Origin of the sequence: Stutzerimonas stutzeri (genome assembly GCF_051028275.1) — a bacterium.
GTDB classification, from domain to species: domain Bacteria; phylum Pseudomonadota; class Gammaproteobacteria; order Pseudomonadales; family Pseudomonadaceae; genus Stutzerimonas; species Stutzerimonas stutzeri_AS.
This window is the reverse complement of sequence record NZ_CP069269.1, coordinates 3,678,660-3,698,359: the sequence shown is the minus strand read 5'-3', so window position 1 is coordinate 3,698,359 and position 19,700 is coordinate 3,678,660. Positions and strand designations below refer to the sequence as shown.

The window sequence follows — 19,700 nt, the reverse complement described above, 5'->3', positions numbered from 1 at the left end:
CGCTCCTCAGCCCAGCTCTTTTCGTAGGCGGTATCCCAAACCGCTGCCGCCGCTCCCGCCCATCAAATCGCGTGCTGTTTTAGCCAACCCAGCAACTGTGGCAGCGTCATGGCGCCGCTCTGGCGATCAATCTCTTGGCCATGCCGAAACAGGAGCAGGCTCGGAATCGAGCGGATACCGAGCTGACTCGACAGCTGCGGATTGGCCTCGCTGTCCAGTTTGGCCAATCGACAGCGCCCATGCAGATGAGCGGCCGCCTGGCTGAAAGTCGGAGCGAAACTGCGGCAAGGCCCGCACCAACTGGCCCAGACATCTATCAGCAACGGCATATCGCCCTTGATCTGGTTGCCGAACTGGGAGGGCTGAAGCTCGAAAGGGGTTTGCAGCAAGGCGTCCTGCTTGCAGCGTCCACAGCGCGGTGCATCCTGCAGGCGCTCGGCGGGAATACGGTTCAGGCTGGCGCAATGGGCGCAGGGGATGATCAGCGAGTCGGTCATGATTTGGCTCCGTGCTGTCTTTGCTATGAATGTGGAGTCGCGCAGCCTGCTATCCAGCGCGGCTTTAAAGCGGCGTCAGCGGCCAGAACAAAGGGATCACCATCATCGCAACGATCCACAACAGGAGGTTCAACGGGATGCCAACTTTGAGAAAGTCAGTAAAACGGTAGCCGCCGGCGTTGTAGACGAAGGTGTTGGTCTGATAGCCGATCGGCGTAGCGAAGCTGGCGCTGGCAGCAAGCATCACAGCAACGACAAACGCACGGGGATCGATGCCGAACTGCTGAGCGAGCCCGATGGCAATCGGAGTGATCAGGACCGCGACCGCGTTGTTCGAAAGAATCTCGGTCAGCACCGACGTGAACAGGTAGATGAACGCCAACATAAACAGCGGGCCTGCCCAAGGCGTTAGATCGACAACGCTGGATACGACCAACTCGACCAGTCCGACCTTGTTCATCGCCACGCTGATGGCGAGCATGCCGAAGATCAGGCTGAGAATTTTCCAGTCCACGGCCTTGTAGGCATCTTCCACGTCCAGGCAGCGGGTCGCCAGTACCGCAGCGGCGCCCATGATTGCGAGGCCTTCGATGGGCATTACACCAAACGCGGCCAGCAGCATCACCGCCAGCGTGGCGCCGATCGCGATCGGGGCCTTGTCCCGGCGAAACGAGCGTTCCTGCACGGCGTTGAGGCTGATCAGCTCGCCGTTGTCAGCAAAGCGCTTGATCTGCGATGGCGTGCCTTCCACAAGCATCACGTCGCCGAACTGCAGCTGGAAGTCATCGAGGTTGCCCTGGATGTTCTCGTCCTGGCGATGCACGGCCAGCACGTTGATCCCGTAGCGCGCTCTGAGGTCGAGATCGCGCATCGGTCGGTGGCTATAGCGTGAATTGCGGCCAACGATGGCTTCGGCGAGCACTTCGTCATCGCTGCTGATCGTCTCGAATGCGTCATCGCGGTTGAAGCTCAGATGGCCACTGCCGCGTAGCTCGACCACATCCTTCACCTGCCCATGAATAACCAGTACATCCCCTGCCTGTAGCCTGAAGCCATGCTCAGGTCGGCTATGCAAGTGTACGCCGCGGTTGACCTGTAGCACTTGCAGGCCGCTGTCTCCGTTGAGGTTGGCCTCAGCGATGCTCTTGCCAATCACCGGAGAGCCATGCGGGACCCGCAGCTCGCTCATGAACGTTCGATCGAGGCGCGGCCCGAGCAATTTGGACAGGGTGTCACGCTCTGGCAACAGCCGCTTGCCGATGGTCAGCATGTACAACATGCCCGCGGCTGCAAGAATCAGCGCGGCGCCGGTTATCTCGAACATGCCGAATGGCGGAAGGCCCGCCTTGCGCGCAACGCCATCGACCAGAATGTTCGTAGAAGTGCCGATCATCGTCAGTGTGCCGCCCAGGATGGTGGCGTAGGACAAGGGGATCAGCAGCTTCGACGGCGTCGTGCCGGCCCGCTTGGCCAGCGAAATTGCCACCGGTGTCAGGATCGCCACAACCGGTGTGTTGTTCAGAAAGGCCGATATGACCAGCGCAGTGATCGTCAAACCGCCGAGTACACGAGTCGGGCTGGCGCCAACCAGTTCGCCGAGCCATTTACCCAGCGCGTCGATGCAGCCAGTGCGCTCGAGGGCTGCGGATATCACGAACATGCAGGCAATGGTGACGGGCGCGGAGTTTGACAGCACGCCTAGCACTTCGGCGGGCGTGAGTAGCTGACTTGCGATCAGCACAGCGACCGCTATCGCGACAACTATATCGGGGCTCCACGTCTCCCGAACAAAAGACACAAGCACCCACAGCAACAAGGCACAGACAAACAGGAGCGGCAGCGAATCGAAGAGCATTAACGTCCTTAACTTGGCAGCGAGCGCATGCAGACAGCAGCTTTGCGCGCACGATAGAGGGCGCTGTTTAGATAGTCTAGAATCGTTTTATCTTGTTTATATGCGTTTCAGTTATTAACGGGCGGGGCGATTGCGGCTAGGCCGTCGAAGCGTGAAGCTGAACTGACCGAAACGAAAAAGCCGCGCAGTGCGCGGCTTTGAAGGTGGTGGGCCCACACGGACTCGAACCGTGGACCAAAGGATTATGAGTCCTCTGCTCTAACCAACTGAGCTATAGGCCCTCAGAGGCGGGCGGATTATACCGGTGGTGTGGTGCAGGAGCCAAGTGAAGCCGAGCGCATGCTGCTGTTTTGTCTGTGCTAAATGCAAAACCCCCGGCGCGGGCCGGGGGTTCTGGGTTACTCGTCAAGGAAGGAGCGCAAGTGCTCGCTTCTTGTCGGGTGGCGCAGCTTGCGCAGCGCTTTGGCTTCGATCTGCCGGATACGCTCACGGGTGACGTCGAACTGCTTGCCGACTTCCTCAAGGGTGTGGTCGGTATTCATGTCGATGCCGAAGCGCATGCGCAGTACCTTGGCTTCCCGAGCGGTAAGGCCGGAGAGGACTTCGCGGGTGGCTTCCTTGAGGCTCTCAACGGTCGCCACATCGATCGGCGATTGCATTGCGGAGTCTTCAATGAAATCACCCAGGTGCGAGTCTTCGTCGTCACCGATCGGGGTTTCCATGGAGATCGGCTCTTTGGCGATCTTCAGTACTTTGCGGATCTTGTCCTCGGGCATCTCCATGCGCTCGCCAAGCTCTTCAGGCGTGGGTTCGCGACCCATTTCCTGCAGCATCTGACGGGAGATGCGGTTGAGCTTGTTGATCGTCTCGATCATGTGAACCGGAATACGGATGGTCCGCGCCTGGTCAGCAATGGAGCGAGTGATCGCCTGGCGAATCCACCAGGTGGCGTAGGTCGAGAATTTATAACCGCGGCGGTATTCAAACTTGTCCACCGCTTTCATTAGGCCGATATTGCCTTCCTGAATCAGGTCAAGAAACTGCAGGCCGCGGTTGGTGTACTTCTTGGCAATGGAGATAACCAGGCGCAGGTTGGCCTCGACCATCTCTTTCTTGGCGCGGCGAGCCTTGGCTTCACCGATCGACATCCGACGGTTAATGTCTTTGATGTCCGCAATCGCCAGTACGCATTCTTCTTCCAGCGCAAGCAGCTTCTGCTGGCAGCGTTGGATGTCTTCCTTGCGTGCGGCAATAGCTTCGGCGTATTTGGTTTTGCCGTTGGCTAGCTTGTCGGCCCAATCAAGGTCAGTTTCGTTGTTAGGGAACTGGCGCAGGAAGTCGGCACGCGGCATGCGTGCGTCGCGTACGCAGATCTGCATGATCGCGCGCTCTTGGGCGCGAATCTGGGCAAGTGCGTCCCGTACCCGCTCTACCAGCGCATCGTACTGCTTCGGGATGAGCTTGATTGGCATGAACAGCGTTGCCAGCTCTTGAAGCGCGTCGGTTGCCTGCTGGCTACCACGGCCATGCTTCTTCAGAGCCTTCTTGGCAATGTCCAGCTGCTCGGCGACGGCGCCGAAGCGAACGCGAGCAACTTCCGGATCCGGACCGCCATCGCCTTCTTCTTCTTCGCTATCGGACTCCTCCTCATCGTCGTCGTCCTTGTCGTCATCGGCCGGCTTCACAGCTGTCTGCGGCGTGACCGGCTCGACTTCTTCCTGAGGCCCGGCTGCGCCGTCATCGTCAGGGTCGATATAACCGCTAAGGATATCGGACAGACGGCCGCCTTCAGAGGTGACGCGATCGTAATCGGCGAGGATGCTGTCGACGGTGCCCGGGAAATGGGCAATGGCGCTCATCACCTCGCGAATGCCTTCCTCGATGCGTTTGGCGATTTCGATCTCGCCTTCGCGGGTCAGCAATTCGACGGTACCCATTTCACGCATGTACATGCGCACAGGGTCGGTGGTGCGGCCAATGTCGGTTTCGACAGCGGCGAGTGCAGCCGCGGCTTCTTCGGCTGCGGCTTCATCGGTATCGGCTTCGGCCAGCAACAGGGCATCGGCATCCGGGGCAACCTCGAATACATTGATACCCATGTCGTTGATCATGCGAATGATGTCTTCCACCTGTTCCGGATCGGAAATATCCTCCGGTAGGTGGTCATTGACCTCGGCGTAAGTCAGGTAACCCTGCTCACGGCCACGCTGGATCAATTCTTTGAGACGGGACTGCTGTTGCGCTTTTCCGGACATATAACCCTATCCACTGACGGTTCTGGCGGGCTGAAAACAAGCTGACCATTATAGCCGAGCAAGGACCTCACGCGCCAGTTGAGGTCGATATAGCGGGTGTTGAGTTGCGATTTAGCAGGCTGCGCAGCTGCTCTTTCTCCTCTGCGCTGAGTTCACCCTGGCGAGCTTTGCGGAGCAGCAGTTCAAGGCTGCGTTCGCGTTGTCTGGCAGCAAGGCTTGTTATGGTGTCGAAAAACTGTTGTTCAAGGTTATCGGCCGAGATTAGCCATTCTTTCTCGGCTAATGCGCGTAAGAGACGCCCTTGGTCGGTTCCATGCCAGCGCGCGATCAATTGCAGGCTGCGCAGCCTCGGATTCTTCTGAAGCGTGCCGAGCAATGCAACGAGTAACTGGGCATAGGTGTCGTCTTCTGCCGCGAAATGGCTGGCATCTTCGACCTTCTGCGCGAGCTCCGGATGGTGCAGGAGGGTGCGAAGGGTCGTCAGGGCTGGTGGCTCTACCGTTGCAGGTGATCTTGGCGCGCGCGGCTTGAAGTCTGGTCGCTGGCCGGGCTTTTTCCACTCCTTTTTCCATTCTTTCTTGCTGTTCTGCTTGGGCTTCGCTGTTTCCGGCGGTGCGTAATAATCGCCTTCGTCGTGTATAGAGTTGGAGTCGTAGTAAAAGTTTTCTTCGTATTCCTGGGCGGACCTTGGCGAGGCGGAGCTCATCTGCTGAATCGCTTCGCTGTGCAGGCCGGTAATTTCGCCGAGACGTTGCCGCATCAGGGCGCGAAGATTTGTGCCGGGAATCTTTTCGATCAGCGGTGCTGCCAGGGTTGCCAGGTGGGCTTTGCCTTCCAGTGATCGAGGATCTGCCTCTTCGCTGAGCTGCTGAAAGAAATAGTCAGCCAGCGGTTGTGCCTGTTGTTGTATCCGAGCCATAAAGGCGTCGGTGCCTTCTCGGCGCACCAGGCTGTCTGGATCTTCTCCTTCGGGGAGAAATAGGAAGCGCGCGCGACGCCCGTCCTGAAGATTGGGCAACGCCGACTCCAGTGCGCGCCAGGCTGCTTTGCGTCCAGCCGCGTCGCCATCAAAGCAGAACAGCACGCTGGGAACGATGCGAAACAGGCGTTTGAGGTGTTCGTCGCTGGTCGCTGTTCCAAGTGTGGCGACCGCGTTACGCAAGCCTTGCTGTGCCAGCGCAATAACGTCCATGTAACCTTCCACGACCATGATTTCATCCAGGTCGCGGTTGGCTTTGCGTGCCTCGAACAGCCCGTAGAGCTCCTGCCCTTTATGAAATACCGGCGTTTCCGGTGAGTTGAGATATTTTGGCTTGTCATCTCCGAGTACGCGTCCGCCGAACGCGATCACGCGTCCACGGCTGTCGCGGATCGGAAACATCACTCGGTCGCGGAAGCGATCATAGCTCCGGCCGGTTTCGGTGTTTTCGATCAAAAGTCCGGCGTCGATCATCGCCTTTTGCTGAAGGGTATCCCCGCCCAGGTGTTTCAGCAGGTTGTCCCAGCCAGGCGGTGCGAAGCCGAGCCCGAAGTCCCTGGCGATAACGCCCGATAGGCCGCGCCCCTTGAGGTATTCCACGGCGGCCTTGCGTGCCGGGTGGCTCTTGAGTGACTGTCGGTAGAATTCGGCGGCTGACTCAAGCAGGGGATATAACGGCGAGTCCACCGGCTGGCGGGGCTTGCGTCCCGGCCCGCTTTCTTCACGGGGTACCTCCATGCCGGCGCGCTTGGCCAGCTCCTCAACAGCCTGGGGGAACTCCAGGCTGTCGTGATCCATGATGAAGCCAAGCGCATTGCCGCCGGCGCCGCAGCCGAAGCAGTAGTAGAACTGCTTGTCGGGGCTGACGCTGAACGAGGGCGTCTTTTCCTGGTGGAAGGGGCAGCAGGCGGTGTAATTCTTACCAGCTTTTTTTAGCTGGATGCGCGAACTCACCACTTCGACAATGTCAGAGCGGTTCAGCAGGTCATCGATGAAGGATTGGGGGATCAGGCCGGCCATAGGGCTAAGACAATACGTTCGCTGTGTACAGGCCGGAATGAAAAAAACTCCGACCATTCGCCGGCTGGCGAAGCGGAGTCCCTTTCAATGCAAAGCCCGGCATTGACCGGGCTTTATGCGGCGTCAGCTGTACTGAATTAGTACAGGCGAACGCTGCGGCGCTGTTCGCGCTGCACTTTCTTGGCGTGACGCTTGACTGCGGCAGCAGCTTTACGCTTGCGCTCTGCAGTGGGCTTCTCGTAGAACTCACGGCTGCGGACTTCAGCCAGAACACCGGCTTTTTCGCAAGAACGCTTGAAGCGACGCAGAGCTACGTCGAATGGTTCGTTCTCTTTAACTTTAACGTTGGGCATCCAGGACGTACCTTCACTTGTTTACCGGTTACAACGCGCTTCGGCAACTATCGCGAGCACGCTGGTTTTAAGGGTTGCGGATGTTAACGCCTTGCTGCGTGGAATGCAAAGCCCCCTGATCGAAAAGCGCTGGTCGGTCGCTGGCTCCGGCGATTAATATGCGCGGCTTCATTCGCTTTTGGGAAGGTCGTGCCCATGCTGGTATTGGGGCTAGAAACTTCATGCGACGAGACCGGTGTCGCACTGTATGACAGCGAGCACGGTCTCCTGGCTGATGCTCTGTTCAGTCAGATTGATCTGCACCGCGTCTACGGTGGCGTAGTGCCGGAGCTAGCCTCGCGTGATCATGTCAAAAGAATGCTACCGCTGATCCGCCAGATCCTCGACGAAGCCGGGCGTCGATCGAGCGATATCGATGCCGTGGCCTACACGGCGGGGCCCGGGTTGGTCGGCGCGCTATTGGTCGGCGCTTCATGCGCGCAGGCGATGGCGTTCGCTTGGGGTGTGCCGGCGGTCGGGGTGCACCACATGGAAGGGCATCTATTGGCGCCCATGCTTGAAGAGCAACCGCCCGCGTTCCCGTTCGTCGCGTTGCTGGTTTCAGGAGGGCATACCCAGCTGGTCAGGGTCGATGGCGTTGGTCGTTACGAATTGCTCGGCGAGTCGGTGGACGACGCTGCCGGCGAAGCCTTCGACAAGACGGCCAAATTGATGGGGTTGCGCTATCCCGGCGGACCGGAAATCGCTGCGCTGGCTGAACGCGGTACCCCTGGCCGATTCACTTTCCCGCGACCGATGACCGATCGGCCAGGGCTCGATTTCAGTTTCAGTGGTCTGAAAACATCCACCTTGACGACCTGGCAGCAATGCCAGAGCGCTGGCGATGACGGTGAACAGACCCGTTGCGATATCGCCCTGGCCTTCCAGCAGGCTGTTGTGGATACGCTGACTATTAAATGTCGCCGCGCGCTAAAACAGACAGGTTTGAACAGTCTGGTGATAGCCGGGGGCGTGAGCGCCAACGCTTCGTTGCGCCAGAACCTGCAAACGATGCTCGCCGAGCTGAAGGGGCAAGTGTTCTATGCCCGGCCTCGTTTCTGCACCGATAATGGCGCGATGATCGCGTACGCGGGTTGCCAGCGTTTGCTCGCCGGTCAGCGGGACGGCCCGGACATTTCGGTACAGGCGCGCTGGGCGATGGAGTCGCTGCTGGCAATATGAGTAGCGCTCAGTCTAGAAGTGTCGTTCGTTGCCAACGGACAGGTCGCGCAAATTGTTCCGGTGCCGCCAGATAATAAGCGCAGCCAGCACTGTCATAGGCCAAAGGGTTTCTGGTTGCATCCAGGCAAGCATCGATACGCAAAGTGGCAATGCCACCAGCGCCGCGAGAGAACTGGTGCGCGACAGCTTGAACACGATCAACCAGACGGCCAAGGCCAGCAATGCGGTCGGTGGATGCAGGCCGAGTAAGGCACCCGCTGCGGTGGCAACGCCCTTGCCGCCGCGAAAGCGGAAATAGATTGGATAGGAGTGACCCAGTACCGCAGCGAGTCCGATCCACGCTTGTTGCTCGACTTCCAGGCCCAGCCCTGCAGCGAGCAGTACCGGTAACAAGCCCTTGAGCATGTCGCCGAACAATGTGCTGATGGCGAGTGCTTTGCCGGCCAGTCGCAGCATGTTGGTGGCGCCGGGATTGCCCGATCCGGCAGCGCGTGGGTCGGGTGCGCCAGTGAGGCGACTGAGTAGAATGGCGAATGACAGCGAGCCGGTCAGATAGGCGAGCAGTGCTAATTGCCAGAACATGGCATCCATCCGGGGCAGGGAGCCTCTGAGTCTAACGGCCTGTGATGAACTTGTCGTGCCGTGGGAGAAACGTTGCGTGGATACAGTTTTCATCGAGGGGCTGGAAGTGGATACGCTGATCGGCGCCTATGATTGGGAGCGCGGCATACGACAATGCCTGCGTTTGGACTTGACCCTGGGGTGGGATATTCGACCTGCAGCGCAGAATGATGAACTGAACAAGGCTCTGGATTACGCCCAGGTGACTGCTGCCATCGACAGTTTTGCGCAGTCGTCACGTTTCGAACTGGTGGAAACCTTTGCCGAGCGCCTCGCTGCCGCGTTAATGGTCCAGTTCGGCATTTGCTGGCTGCGGTTGCGGGTGACCAAGCCAGGCGTCAACTCGCGCGCAAAAGCCTTGGGTGTGGAGATCGAACGCGGATGCCGCTGACTCGCGTACTGCTCGGCCTCGGCAGCAATGTTCAGCGTGAGCTGCATCTAAGCGCTGGTCTTGATGCCTTGCAGCAAGCGCTGGCTGACATGCACTGCTCGCCTGTCTTCGAGAGCCTCGCCGTGGGCTACAAGGGCGACAATTTCTACAACCTGGTCGTTTCCGGCTGGACTGAGTTACCTCTGGCGGAGCTGGAACGGAGGCTCAAGGCCATCGAGGCGGACAATGGTCGCTATGCGCCGGATCGCAAAGGTCTGCCGCTCGATATTGATGTACTGATGTATGGCGATCTGGTGGGTAACTTTCATGGAATCGAGTTGCCTCGGCCCGAGACGCTGAAAAATGCGTTCGTGCTCTGGCCGTTGGCGCTGTTGGCACCGGAAGTAGTCCATCCGCAAGCGAGGGAAAGCTTTGCCAAGCTGTGGAACGAATCCAAGATTGATCAACGGCTATGGCCGGTCCCGTTTTGCTGGAACGGTGTGCAACTCACGCCAGCGTCCCTGCTCAAGACCGAGAGCGGGCACTAAGAACGAAGCCCGTTGCGGCCATCTCACCATCAGATACGCCGCCACAGGCACTATCTGGTATGGCTGCGTTGATAGTCCATGACTGCCTTAAAACGCTCACGTTTGAGCGCCTCGCCCAGTTCCGATCCCTTGTAACCCTGATCGATAAGCGGTCTCGCCTGCACGGCCCTGACGTGCTCGGCAGCGTTGCGCAGGTAATTGGCCTGTACATATTCATGTTGCTCATCACGTCCCAGCGCATCCATCTCACAACTGGCGATGAACTGCTCGAAACGCTCCGGGCGGCGGTAGATGTCGAAGTGCTGGAGCAATTCGAACAGCGTTTCGGCCGGTAGTGTCATCGCGAGGTGGCCGAGCGAGTGGAACTCACCGACAAGCCTGGCCAGTTCCTGGCAGTCTCGCGGCACCTTGTAACGCAGGCTGACGGTGTCTGTCGGTGCCGTCCCGAGGTTGCCTATCTTCGAGCTCGCGGTCTCAGCATCGAGGGGCTCTTCCAGGTGCATTAGCAGGCAAGCCCAGCGCACCGTCAGGGGCTGATGATGGATGGCGCACTGGCGAATCACCGCAAGGGTGTGCTCGCCAAGGTGCGTGCCGTCTCCCGCTGGTTGTGCTGTATCGAGCAACTGATCAATTTCAGGGAGCAGTTCCGCCAGGGCGCCGCATTCGCGCAACACCTGGACGAATACATCTGGGCGACTTTCCATCAAGGCACGGGAAATTTCCTTCCAGCTGCGTTCCGGTGTGAGTGCCTGCAGTTCGCCGGAGATTGCAAGCTCGCGCATCAGCGACAGTGTTTCAGGCGCGACGTTGAAGCCAAGGTCGGCATAACGTGCGGCAAAGCGAGCCACGCGTAACACTCTTAGCGGATCTTCAGCGAAAGCAGGGGAGACATGCCTGAGTGTACGCGCGGCGAGGTCGGCCTGGCCTTGATAGGGATCGATCAGCTGGCCCCGCTCATCTTCGGCCATTGCATTGATCGTCAGATCGCGCCGGATCAGGTCCTCTTCCAAGGTGACGTCCGGGCTGGCGTAGAAGGTAAAGCCGCCATAGCCCCGGCCGCTCTTGCGCTCCGTGCGGGCGAGCGCATATTCCTCGCCGGTTTGCGGATGCAGGAATACCGGGAAGTCAGCCCCCACCGGGCGAAAGCCCCTGGCCTGCATCTCTTCGGCGCTGGAGCCGACCACCACCCAGTCCACTTCGGTTACTGGGCGCCCCAGTAACCGATCACGCACCGCGCCGCCGACTTTATAGACCTGCATGAAATCCTCCGTTTCGCCGGAGGATAAACGAATGCCCCATCGCATCAAGCCGAGGATGCCAACGGGTATCCTCGGCTGAAGTGGCGTGCCGATCAGGTCGGAGGCAGCACCAGGTTCATGCCGGGATATTTAGCCTCAAGTTCCGGTTCGGCTCGGGGAGGCATGTGATGAGTGGCCACCAGCTTATCGTCCTGCATCGACTGCAGATGCACGTCGAAACCCCAGAGTCGATGTAGATGCTTGAGCACCTCGGCAGTAGAGCTGCCCAAGGGTTTACGATCGTGTTGCTGGTGGCGCAGGGTCAGTGAGCGATCACCGCGGCGATCGACACTCCAGACCTGCACATTGGGTTCACGGTTGCCAAGGTTATACTGCGCCGCCAGCAATTCGCGGATGGCGTGGTAGCCGTTCTCGTCATGGATGGCTGGGACCAACAGTTCGTCCTTGCGGTCGTCATCGAGGATGCTGAACAGCTTGAGGTCTCGGATCACCTTGGGCGACAGGAACTGCAAGATGAAGCTTTCATCCTTGAAGTTGTTCATCGCGAATTTCACAGTGGTCAGCCAGTCGCTACCCGCAATGTCGGGGAACCAGCGTTTGTCCTCGTCCGTTGGGTGTTCGCAGATGCGGCGGATGTCCTGATACATGGCGAACCCGAGTGTGTAAGGGTTGATGCCACTGTAGTAAGGACTGTCGAAGCCGGGCTGGTAGATCACGCTGGTATGCGACTGGAGGAACTCCATCATGAAACCGTCAGTTACCAGGCCTTCATCGTAGAGATCATTCAGCAGCGTGTAGTGCCAGAACGTGGCCCAACCCTCGTTCATCACCTGGGTCTGGCGCTGTGGATAGAAATACTGCGCGATCTTTCGCACGATGCGCACGACCTCGCGCTGCCAGGGCTCCAGCAGCGGCGCGTGCTTTTCGATGAAGTAAAGGATGTTCTCCTGGGGCTCGGCGGGAAATCGCTGGTCTCGCTGACGCTCGTCTTCCTTCCCGCCAAAGTTGGGAATGGTTCGCCACAGATCGTTGATCTGTTTTTGCAGATGTTCTTCGCGGTCCTTCTGACGTCGCCGCTCTTCTTCGGCGGAGATCGGATAAGGTCGCTTGTACCTGTCGACGCCGTAGTTCATCAATGCATGGCAGGAATCGAGCAGGTCTTCCACCGCGTCGATGCCGTGGCGCTCCTCGCATTGGGTGATGTACTGCTTGGCGAACACCAGATAATCGATGATAGAGCTGGCGTCGGTCCAGGTGCGGAACAGGTAATTGCCTTTGAAAAAGCTGTTATGCCCGTAGCTGGCGTGGGCAATGACCAGCGCCTGCATCGTAATGGTGTTTTCTTCCATCAGGTAAGCGATGCAGGGGTCGGAATTGATCACGATCTCATAGGCCAGGCCCATCTGCCCACGGCTATAGGATTTTTCAGTGCTGAGGAAATGCTTGCCGTAGGACCAATGGTGATAGCCCAGCGGCATGCCCACCGAGGCGTAAGCGTCCATCATCTGCTCGGCGGTGATGACCTCGATCTGGTTGGGGTAGGTGTCCAGTGCATAGCGCTCGGCGATGCGGCCGATTTCTCGGTCGTAGGTCTGGATCAGCTCGAAGGTCCATTCCGAGCCGGTGGAAATGGGCTGTCGTTTCATGCTGCGTACCTCAGCTAGCCATGCGCCGCTGGAAGAGTTCGCGGAACACCGGGTAGATGTCCCCTGCGGTTACCAGTTGCTGCTGGGCGAACGAGTCGTTGAACGCTTCGGCCACCTGGTTGTATTCGTACCACAGCGCCTGATGTTCTCGCGGGGTGATTTCAACATATGAGAAATACTGGACGAACGGCATGATCTGGTTGATCAGGATGTCCCGGCAAACCGGCGAGTCGTCGTTCCAGTTATCGCCGTCCGACGCCTGCGCCGCATAGATATTCCACTCGTTGGTGGGATAACGCTCGGCCATGATCTCCTGCATCATTTTCAGCGCGCTGGACACGATGGTGCCGCCGGTCTCGCGGGAGTAGAAGAATTCTTCCTCGTCGACTTCCTTGGCGCTGGTGTGATGGCGGATGAACACCACCTCGATCTTGTCGTAGTTCCGCTTGAGGAACAGGTACAGGAGGATGAAAAAGCGTTTGGCGATGTCCTTGGTGGCTTGGGTCATCGAGCCTGACACGTCCATCAGGCAGAACATCACGGCCTTGGAGCTGGGGTTTGGATGTTTCACCAATAGGTTGTACTTGAGGTCGAACGTATCGAGGAAGGGCACCCGGTGAATGCGGGCGCTGAGCCGTTCGATTTCCTCTTCGGCCGCCTGAATGTCGGTGAAGTTGGCGGGCTCCTCCAGCTTCAGTCGCGCCAGCTCAGCTTTGGCTTCGCGGAGCTTGGCGCGGCTGCTTCCCGACAGGGCGATGCGCCTCGCATGAGCCGAGCGTAAGGTGCGCACGATATTGATACGGGACGGATTGCCCTCATTGCTGATGCCGGCGCGAACTGTCTTGAAGGTATCAGTGCCGCTCAGGTGACGTTTGACCAGGTTGGGTAACTCCAGATCCTCGAACATGAAATCGAGGAATTCTTCCTGGGTGATCTGAAACACGAAATCGTCCATGCCTTCGCCGCTGTTGCTGGCCTGGCCAGCCCCCTGGCCGCCACCGCCGCCTTGCGGCCTAGGGATGCGTTCACCGGCGACGAACTCCTTGTTTCCAGGGTGCACGATGGTCTGCCGGCCGCCACGTCCGTGGTGGAGGATCGGCTCATCGGTGTCCCGGCCGGGAATGCTAATCTGTTCGCCGTGCTCCATGTCAGTAATCGAGCGGCGTCCAACGGCCTCCTCAACGGCCTTTTTTATGTGTCCACGGTATCGCTGCAAGAATCGCTGGCGATTGACCGTACTCTTGTTCTTGCCGTTCAAACGGCGGTCGATCACGTAACTCATACGAGCCCTCCGGGCTGAGCTGGAAGTCATGAGCCAGAGCCGGAAGCGTGCTGCATCTGCTTCCAGCTCCGGCTCCAAGCCCTCAGCTGCTCTTACTGCGATTTACGTACGCGCAGATACCATTCCGAAAGCAGGCGTACCTGCTTCTCGGTATAACCGCGCTCGACCATGCGCACGACGAAGTCGTTGTGTTTTTTCTGATCTTCCTTGCTGGCCTTGGCATTGAAACTGATGACCGGGAGTAGATCCTCTGTGTTGGAAAACATTTTCTTCTCGATCACCACGCGCAGCTTCTCGTAGCTGAGCCAGGAAGGATTCTTGCCGTTGTTGTTGGCCCGTGCACGCAGCACGAAGTTGACGATTTCATTGCGGAAGTCTTTCGGGTTGCTGATGCCGGCTGGCTTCTCGATCTTCTCCAGCTCTTCGTTGAGCGCTGCGCGGTTGAGAATCTCGCCGGTTTCCGGGTCGCGGTATTCCTGATCCTGGATCCAGAAGTCGGCATAGAGCACGTAGCGGTCGAAAATGTTCTGGCCATACTCGCTGTAGGATTCCAGATAAGCCGTCTGGATCTCCTTGCCGATAAAGTCGACGTAGCGCGGCGCGAGGTACTCCTTGATGAAGCGCAGATAGCGCTCGCGCACCTCGGCCGGGAATTGCTCCTGCTCGATCTGTTGTTCAAGCACGTACAGCAGGTGAACCGGGTTGGCGGCGATCTCGTGCGGGTCGAAGTTGAACACCTTGGACAGGATCTTGAAAGCGAAGCGGGTCGAGAGCCCGTTCATGCCTTCGTCGACGCCCGCGGTGTCGCGGTACTCCTGTATCGACTTGGCCTTGGGGTCGGTGTCCTTGAGATTCTCTCCGTCATAGACGCGCATTTTCGAATAGATGTTGGAGTTTTCCGGTTCCTTCAGGCGGCTGAGCACCGAGAACTGCGCCAGCATTTTCAATGTGTCGGGCGCGCAATGGGCTTTCGACAGCGAGCTGTTGACCAGCAGCTTGTCGTAGATCTTGATCTCATCGGTCACGCGCAGGCAGTACGGCACCTTGACGATGTAGATGCGGTCGATGAAGGCTTCGTTGTTCTTGTTATTGCGGAAGGTGTGCCATTCCGACTCGTTGGAGTGAGCGAGAAGTATCCCGTTGTAGGGAATCGCCCCAAGGCCTTCGGTGCTGTTGTAGTTGCCCTCCTGGGTAGCGGTCAGCAACGGATGGAGCACTTTGATGGGGGCTTTGAACATCTCCACGAATTCCATCATGCCCTGGTTGGCGCGACACAGCGCTCCCGAGTAGCTGTAGGCATCGGCGTCGTTCTGTGGGAATTCCTCGAGCTTACGGATATCGACCTTGCCCACCAGTGCAGAAATATCCTGGTTGTTTTCATCGCCCGGCTCGGTCTTGGCGACAGCGATCTGATTGAGGATCGAGGGGTAGAGCTTGACCACGCGGAACTGGCTGATATCGCCCCCAAATTCCTGCAGGCGCTTGGTGGCCCAGGGCGACATGATCGAGTTGAGGTATCGCCGCGGGATGCCGTAATCCTCCTCGAGAATCTGCGCATCTTCAGCGGGGTTGAACAGCCCTAACGGCGATTCGAAGACCGGAGAGCCCTTGATTGCATAGAAGGGCACCCGCTCCATCAGTTGCTTGAGTTTCTCGGCAAGCGATGACTTGCCGCCGCCCACCGGGCCCAGCAGGTAGAGGATCTGCTTCTTTTCTTCCAGGCCCTGGGCGGCGTGCCGGAAATAGGAAACGATCTGATCGATACAGTCTTCCATCCCATGGAAGTCTTCAAAGGCGGGGTAGCGGCGGATGACCTTGTTCGAGAAGATGCGCGAGAGTCTCGAGTCGGTCGAGGTATCGATCAGTTCGGGCTCGCCGATGGCCATCAACAGGCGCTCGGCTGCGGTAGCGTAGGTTCCCCGGTCTTCCTTGCACAGGTCGAGATATTCCTGAAGCGAATATTCCTCCTGACGGGTTGCTTCGAATCGTTGCTGGAAATGGCTGAAAATGCTCATTGACTTCACCTCGGACGATGCTCGGAGCCGGTGTTGTCATCATGCATTCAGGTACGGCCGACTTACCGGCCTGTGGAGTTCCCCCGAACACCTGATGGTCGAAACTGAGGCCCGGTAGCCGATGCACGGCTTCCACCTATTTGGATGGCCTGCATTGAGGATAGTCCGGATTCGGCAAGATCAAGGAAGGAGAGCGTTTTTTGCCGCTGCGTTTCGTCGGAAGAGGCTCAAGGCCGCGCTGCCTGCGGCCTGAGAGCGTCGGGGTATTTAGACGGGATCGCCGTGTTCGATCTCTTGCGGAAACGCCTGTCGCCACAGTTCGAAGCCACCGTCGAGGCTGTAGACGTCCGAAAAACCCTGGCTGATCAAGTACGCGGCTGCGCTTTGGCTGGAGTTGCCGTGGTAGCAGGTGACGATCAGTGGCTGGTCGAGGTCGGCCGCCGCGATGAAATCGGGCAAGGAATAATTATCGAGGTGGGTCGAGCCGCTGATATGGCCCCCCGCGTAGCTCTGGGGGTCGCGTATGTCTACGACCACGCCACCTTGTAAGCGCAGTGCCTGTGCCTGCTCTGGGGAGATACGTTTGAATTCTGTCATGGCTTTGCCTCGCAATCGCAGCGGAACAGCTCGTTGCTGTCGACGTTCATCATGGTCATCGAATTGCCCCACACGCAGCCTGTATCCAGTGCGTACACGTTTGGCTCGTCGCAACGGCCCTCAAGCGCTGCCCAGTGGCCGAAGATAATCTTGGCGCCGCGTGCTTTACGGGTTGGATGACTGAACCATGGCGCGTAACCGTCAGGTGCTGACTCGAGACCTTCCTTGGCTTCCAGGTCGAGCGTGCCGTCAGCTTTACAGAAGCGCATACGGGTGAAGTAATTGGTTATCAGCCGTAGACGCGGAATTCCATGCAGGTCCTTGTTCCATTTGGCGGGCTGGTTGCCGTACATGCCATCAAGGAAAGGCTGCAGCGTGGCGTCGTCGCGAAGTGCCTGCTCGACTTCGGCTGCACGGCGCAGGGACTTGGAAAGCGACCACTGCGGCGGAATGCCGGCGTGAACCATGGTGACGTCACGTTCGGCGTCGTGATGAATGAGCTTTTGCTGGCGAAGCCAATAAATCAGATCGGTGCGGTCGGGTGCGTCGAGGATCGCCTGCAGCGTGTCTGATTTCTTGAGCCGTTCGACCTGATACGCAACGGCAAGCAGGTGCAGATCATGGTTGCCCAGTACCGTCACGCCTGAACTGCCGAGATCACGCGCGAAACGTAAGCATTCAAGTGACTGCGGGCCTCGGTTGACCAGGTCGCCTGCCAGCCAGAGGCAGTCTCGGGACGGGCTGAAATCGACTCGCTCCAGCAGGCTTTGTAAAGGTGTAAGGCAACCTTGCAGGTCGCCGACAGCATAGGTAGTCAATGCAAGGCTCCAGGTACGGCCAACCGAAACGGCGCAATGGTGGCATCGAAACGGTGCCCGTCTTCGGCAAGCATCTGATAACTGCCTTGCATCGTGCCGACGCGTGATGCCATCAGCGTACCGCTGGTGTAGACATGACGCTTGCCGGGGGCGAGCACTGGCTGCTCACCGACCACGCCCTCGCCACGCACTTCCTGCACCTGACCGTCTCCGTCAGTGATGATCCAGTGACGTGATAGCAATTGCGCAGTCAGTTGACCCGTGTTTTCGATGGTTACTGTGTAGGCAAAGGCAAAACGGTTTTGTTCCGGCTGTGATTGGTCAGCCAGATAGGCCGGGCGGACACTGATCTCGATCCGGTAGCGGAGGTCTTCAGGCATGGGGTGCTCCTTCGCGCAGGACGCTTTCAGCCGCGGGCAGATAGTTGGTCGGATAGTCTTACGAACGCAGCCAGGTCCAGCTGTTCCGGGCGTAGGCTGCCATCCACATCGGCCGCCACAATGGCGTCCGCATCCAGCAGTCCTTTTAGGGTGTTGCGCAAAGTCTTGCGGCGCTGATTGAACGCCTGACGTACGACGGTTTCGAGCTGCCGATGGTCTCGGGCCGGGTGCGGCAGTATGTCGTGCGGTACCAGGCGAACGATGGCCGAGTCGACCTTCGGGGCTGGATTGAATGCGCCAGGCCCCACGTTGAACAGGTGCTCGACGCGACAGTGATACTGCACCATGATCGACAGCCGACCCCAATCACCACCACCCGGCTCCGCTGCGAGACGCTCGACTACTTCTTTCTGCAGCATGAAATGCATGTCTCGAATCAGGCTGGCGTGATCGAGCAGGTGAAAGATCAGAGGGGTGGAAATGTTGTATGGCAAATTGCCGACGATGCGTAGGCTGTTTGGTTCGGCGCTCAACCTGGCAAAGTCGAATTTCAGCGCATCGCCCTGATTGAGCGCGAAGTTTTCACGGTCAGCGAATTTCTGTTGCAGGATGGGTATCAGGTCCAGATCCAGCTCGACCACATCGAGGTGGGCGCCGCTATCGAGCAGTCCTTCGGTCAGCGCCCCCTGGCCGGGGCCGATCTCGACGATTCGCTCCCCTTGCTTGGCATGAATGGAACGAAGGATGCGATGAATCACCCCCGCATCGTGGAGGAAGTTCTGACCGAAACGCTTGCGCGCTCGGTGTTGGTAATTCTCGGACATGTACAGCAGCTCCAGGCTTCTAGCTGCAAGCATCAAGCGAGAGCACAAAGCAGAAAGTCGAAAGGGCTAAGTTTAGCAGCCAAAAGGAGCCCGGCGCTCTCGCTGAGGTGCGGTGAGGCTGGGCAACCTGTTCGCTATGGCTGAGTAGCAGTCATCTGGTAGGCCGTCTCTATTGCGACCTGCAGACTTCCAGTGTCGATCCGACCCGTACCGGCGAGGTCCAGCGCCGTACCGTGATCGACGGAAGTACGGACGATGGGAAGCCCTAGCGTGACATTGACTGCAGCACCAAACCCTTTGTATTTCAGAACCGGTAAACCCTGGTCGTGATACATCGCCAGTACCGCATCGCAATGCTCCAGATGCTTGGGCGTGAACAAGGTGTCTGCAGGTAGCGGCCCTACCAAGTCCAGGCCTTCTACGCGGAGCTCGTGCAGCGTGGGCTCGATCACCTCGATTTCCTCTCGTCCTAGATGCCCGCCTTCGCCCGCGTGAGGATTCAGGCCGCAGACGAGTATGCGAGGGTGCGGTACGCCGAACTTGCTCACGAGGTCGTAGTGAAGGATACGCGCGACGCGTCGCAGACGCTCCGCTGTAATGGCGCCTGCTACATCTTTGAGTGGGAGATGGGTGGTGACTAAGGCGACGCGCAAATCACGTGTCGCCAGCATCATCACAACCTGCTCGGTCGCGGTCAGCTCAGCAAGAAACTCGGTATGCCCTGAAAAGGCGATACCTGCTTCGTTGATGATGCCCTTGTGCACGGGGGCAGTGATCATGCCGGCAAAGCTGCCGTCGAGGCAGCCGCGCCCGGCGCGCTTTAACGTCTCGAGCACGTAACTGGCATTGGCCGAATCAAGCTTTCCGGCCACTGTTTGTGCGTTCAGGGGCGTGTCCCATACATACTGAGTGCCGGCTGGTGCTGGGGCTTCAGGCCAACACTCGGTAGTTACTTCCTCGATCGTGAGGGCCAATCCCAGCTCGCGTGCACGTGCTCTGAGCATCTCGGCGCTGGCGACAGCGATCAGCGGGTGGGCCTGCGCGTCACGCGCGAGCAGCAGGCAGAGGTCTGGACCGATGCCGGCGGGCTCGCCGGGGGTCAAGGCGAAGCGTTTGGCGGACATGTCGATGCCTTCAGGCTGATGAAAAGAAGCGGGCCG

At 58.7% G+C, this 19,700-nt stretch carries 18 protein-coding genes and 1 tRNA gene; 3 read left to right on the top strand and 16 right to left on the bottom strand.

Annotated elements, in window-relative coordinates:
- Positions 1 to 62: 62 nt before the first annotated feature.
- The 6 genes from trxC to rpsU form a co-directional block, all read right to left on the bottom strand.
- Positions 63 to 497: a thioredoxin TrxC gene (gene trxC, locus JQR87_RS17235; protein WP_407294789.1), complete on the bottom strand. Its 435-nt coding sequence runs from the start codon at positions 495 to 497 to the stop codon at positions 63 to 65.
- Between the two features lie 64 nt (positions 498 to 561).
- The gene (locus JQR87_RS17230; protein WP_407294790.1) at positions 562 to 2,352 is read right to left on the bottom strand and encodes an SLC13 family permease; all 1,791 of its coding nucleotides are present in this window, start codon (positions 2,350 to 2,352) and stop codon (positions 562 to 564) included.
- 204 nt (positions 2,353 to 2,556) lie between these two features.
- Positions 2,557 to 2,633 (bottom strand) — tRNA-Ile (locus tag JQR87_RS17225).
- A gap of 117 nt (positions 2,634 to 2,750) precedes the next feature.
- Entirely contained in the window at positions 2,751 to 4,607 is a 1,857-nt protein-coding gene (rpoD, locus tag JQR87_RS17220) for an RNA polymerase sigma factor RpoD (RefSeq protein WP_407294793.1), read from the bottom strand.
- Between the two features lie 67 nt (positions 4,608 to 4,674).
- A complete protein-coding gene (gene dnaG / locus JQR87_RS17215; protein ID WP_407294795.1) occupies positions 4,675 to 6,606 on the bottom strand; it encodes a DNA primase in 1,932 nt (643 codons plus the stop codon).
- A gap of 137 nt (positions 6,607 to 6,743) precedes the next feature.
- Complete coding sequence (gene rpsU / locus JQR87_RS17210; protein WP_003283508.1) at positions 6,744 to 6,959, bottom strand: 30S ribosomal protein S21; 216 nt, start codon at positions 6,957 to 6,959, stop codon at positions 6,744 to 6,746.
- Between the two features lie 195 nt (positions 6,960 to 7,154).
- Between rpsU and tsaD the strand changes: the two genes are divergently transcribed.
- The gene (gene tsaD / locus JQR87_RS17205) at positions 7,155 to 8,180 is read left to right on the top strand and encodes a tRNA (adenosine(37)-N6)-threonylcarbamoyltransferase complex transferase subunit TsaD (RefSeq protein ID WP_407294798.1); all 1,026 of its coding nucleotides are present in this window, start codon (positions 7,155 to 7,157) and stop codon (positions 8,178 to 8,180) included.
- A 12-nt stretch (positions 8,181 to 8,192) separates the two neighbouring features.
- Here the strand turns inward: tsaD and plsY are convergent, their stop codons facing one another.
- Positions 8,193 to 8,762, bottom strand: a complete 570-nt coding sequence (gene plsY / locus JQR87_RS17200) for a glycerol-3-phosphate 1-O-acyltransferase PlsY (RefSeq protein WP_407294801.1) — start codon at positions 8,760 to 8,762, stop codon at positions 8,193 to 8,195.
- A 76-nt stretch (positions 8,763 to 8,838) separates the two neighbouring features.
- On the opposite strand from plsY, the gene folB reads away from it, so the two are divergent.
- Positions 8,839 to 9,192, top strand: coding sequence for a dihydroneopterin aldolase (gene folB / locus JQR87_RS17195; RefSeq protein WP_407294803.1), 354 nt, complete (start codon positions 8,839 to 8,841; stop codon positions 9,190 to 9,192).
- Positions 9,183 to 9,719, top strand: coding sequence for a 2-amino-4-hydroxy-6-hydroxymethyldihydropteridine diphosphokinase (gene folK / locus JQR87_RS17190; RefSeq protein ID WP_407294805.1), 537 nt, complete (start codon positions 9,183 to 9,185; stop codon positions 9,717 to 9,719). Before folB ends, folK begins: the two co-directional genes overlap by 10 nt.
- A gap of 50 nt (positions 9,720 to 9,769) precedes the next feature.
- On the opposite strand, the gene JQR87_RS17185 is transcribed toward folK, so the two are convergent.
- The 9 genes from JQR87_RS17185 to pdxA form a co-directional block, all read right to left on the bottom strand.
- Positions 9,770 to 10,978: a multifunctional CCA addition/repair protein gene (locus JQR87_RS17185; RefSeq protein ID WP_407294807.1), complete on the bottom strand. Its 1,209-nt coding sequence runs from the start codon at positions 10,976 to 10,978 to the stop codon at positions 9,770 to 9,772.
- Positions 10,979 to 11,070: 92 nt separating this feature from the next.
- Positions 11,071 to 12,624, bottom strand: coding sequence for a SpoVR family protein (locus tag JQR87_RS17180; RefSeq protein WP_407294810.1), 1,554 nt, complete (start codon positions 12,622 to 12,624; stop codon positions 11,071 to 11,073).
- Positions 12,625 to 12,634: 10 nt separating this feature from the next.
- The gene (locus JQR87_RS17175; RefSeq protein WP_407294811.1) at positions 12,635 to 13,906 is read right to left on the bottom strand and encodes a YeaH/YhbH family protein; all 1,272 of its coding nucleotides are present in this window, start codon (positions 13,904 to 13,906) and stop codon (positions 12,635 to 12,637) included.
- A gap of 92 nt (positions 13,907 to 13,998) precedes the next feature.
- Positions 13,999 to 15,921, bottom strand: coding sequence for a PrkA family serine protein kinase (locus JQR87_RS17170; protein WP_407294814.1), 1,923 nt, complete (start codon positions 15,919 to 15,921; stop codon positions 13,999 to 14,001).
- A gap of 267 nt (positions 15,922 to 16,188) precedes the next feature.
- Complete coding sequence (glpE, locus tag JQR87_RS17165; protein ID WP_407294816.1) at positions 16,189 to 16,518, bottom strand: thiosulfate sulfurtransferase GlpE; 330 nt, start codon at positions 16,516 to 16,518, stop codon at positions 16,189 to 16,191.
- Positions 16,515 to 17,336: a symmetrical bis(5'-nucleosyl)-tetraphosphatase gene (locus tag JQR87_RS17160; protein ID WP_407294818.1), complete on the bottom strand. Its 822-nt coding sequence runs from the start codon at positions 17,334 to 17,336 to the stop codon at positions 16,515 to 16,517. The genes glpE and JQR87_RS17160 overlap by 4 nt, the downstream gene beginning before the upstream one ends.
- On the bottom strand, positions 17,333 to 17,716 hold the full coding sequence (gene apaG, locus JQR87_RS17155) for a Co2+/Mg2+ efflux protein ApaG (protein WP_407294820.1): 384 nt from the start codon (positions 17,714 to 17,716) through the stop codon (positions 17,333 to 17,335). Before apaG ends, JQR87_RS17160 begins: the two co-directional genes overlap by 4 nt.
- A gap of 26 nt (positions 17,717 to 17,742) precedes the next feature.
- The gene (gene rsmA, locus JQR87_RS17150; RefSeq protein ID WP_407294822.1) at positions 17,743 to 18,540 is read right to left on the bottom strand and encodes a 16S rRNA (adenine(1518)-N(6)/adenine(1519)-N(6))-dimethyltransferase RsmA; all 798 of its coding nucleotides are present in this window, start codon (positions 18,538 to 18,540) and stop codon (positions 17,743 to 17,745) included.
- A 134-nt stretch (positions 18,541 to 18,674) separates the two neighbouring features.
- On the bottom strand, positions 18,675 to 19,664 hold the full coding sequence (gene pdxA / locus JQR87_RS17145; protein ID WP_407294823.1) for a 4-hydroxythreonine-4-phosphate dehydrogenase PdxA: 990 nt from the start codon (positions 19,662 to 19,664) through the stop codon (positions 18,675 to 18,677).
- Between the last annotated feature and the right edge of the window lie 36 nt (positions 19,665 to 19,700).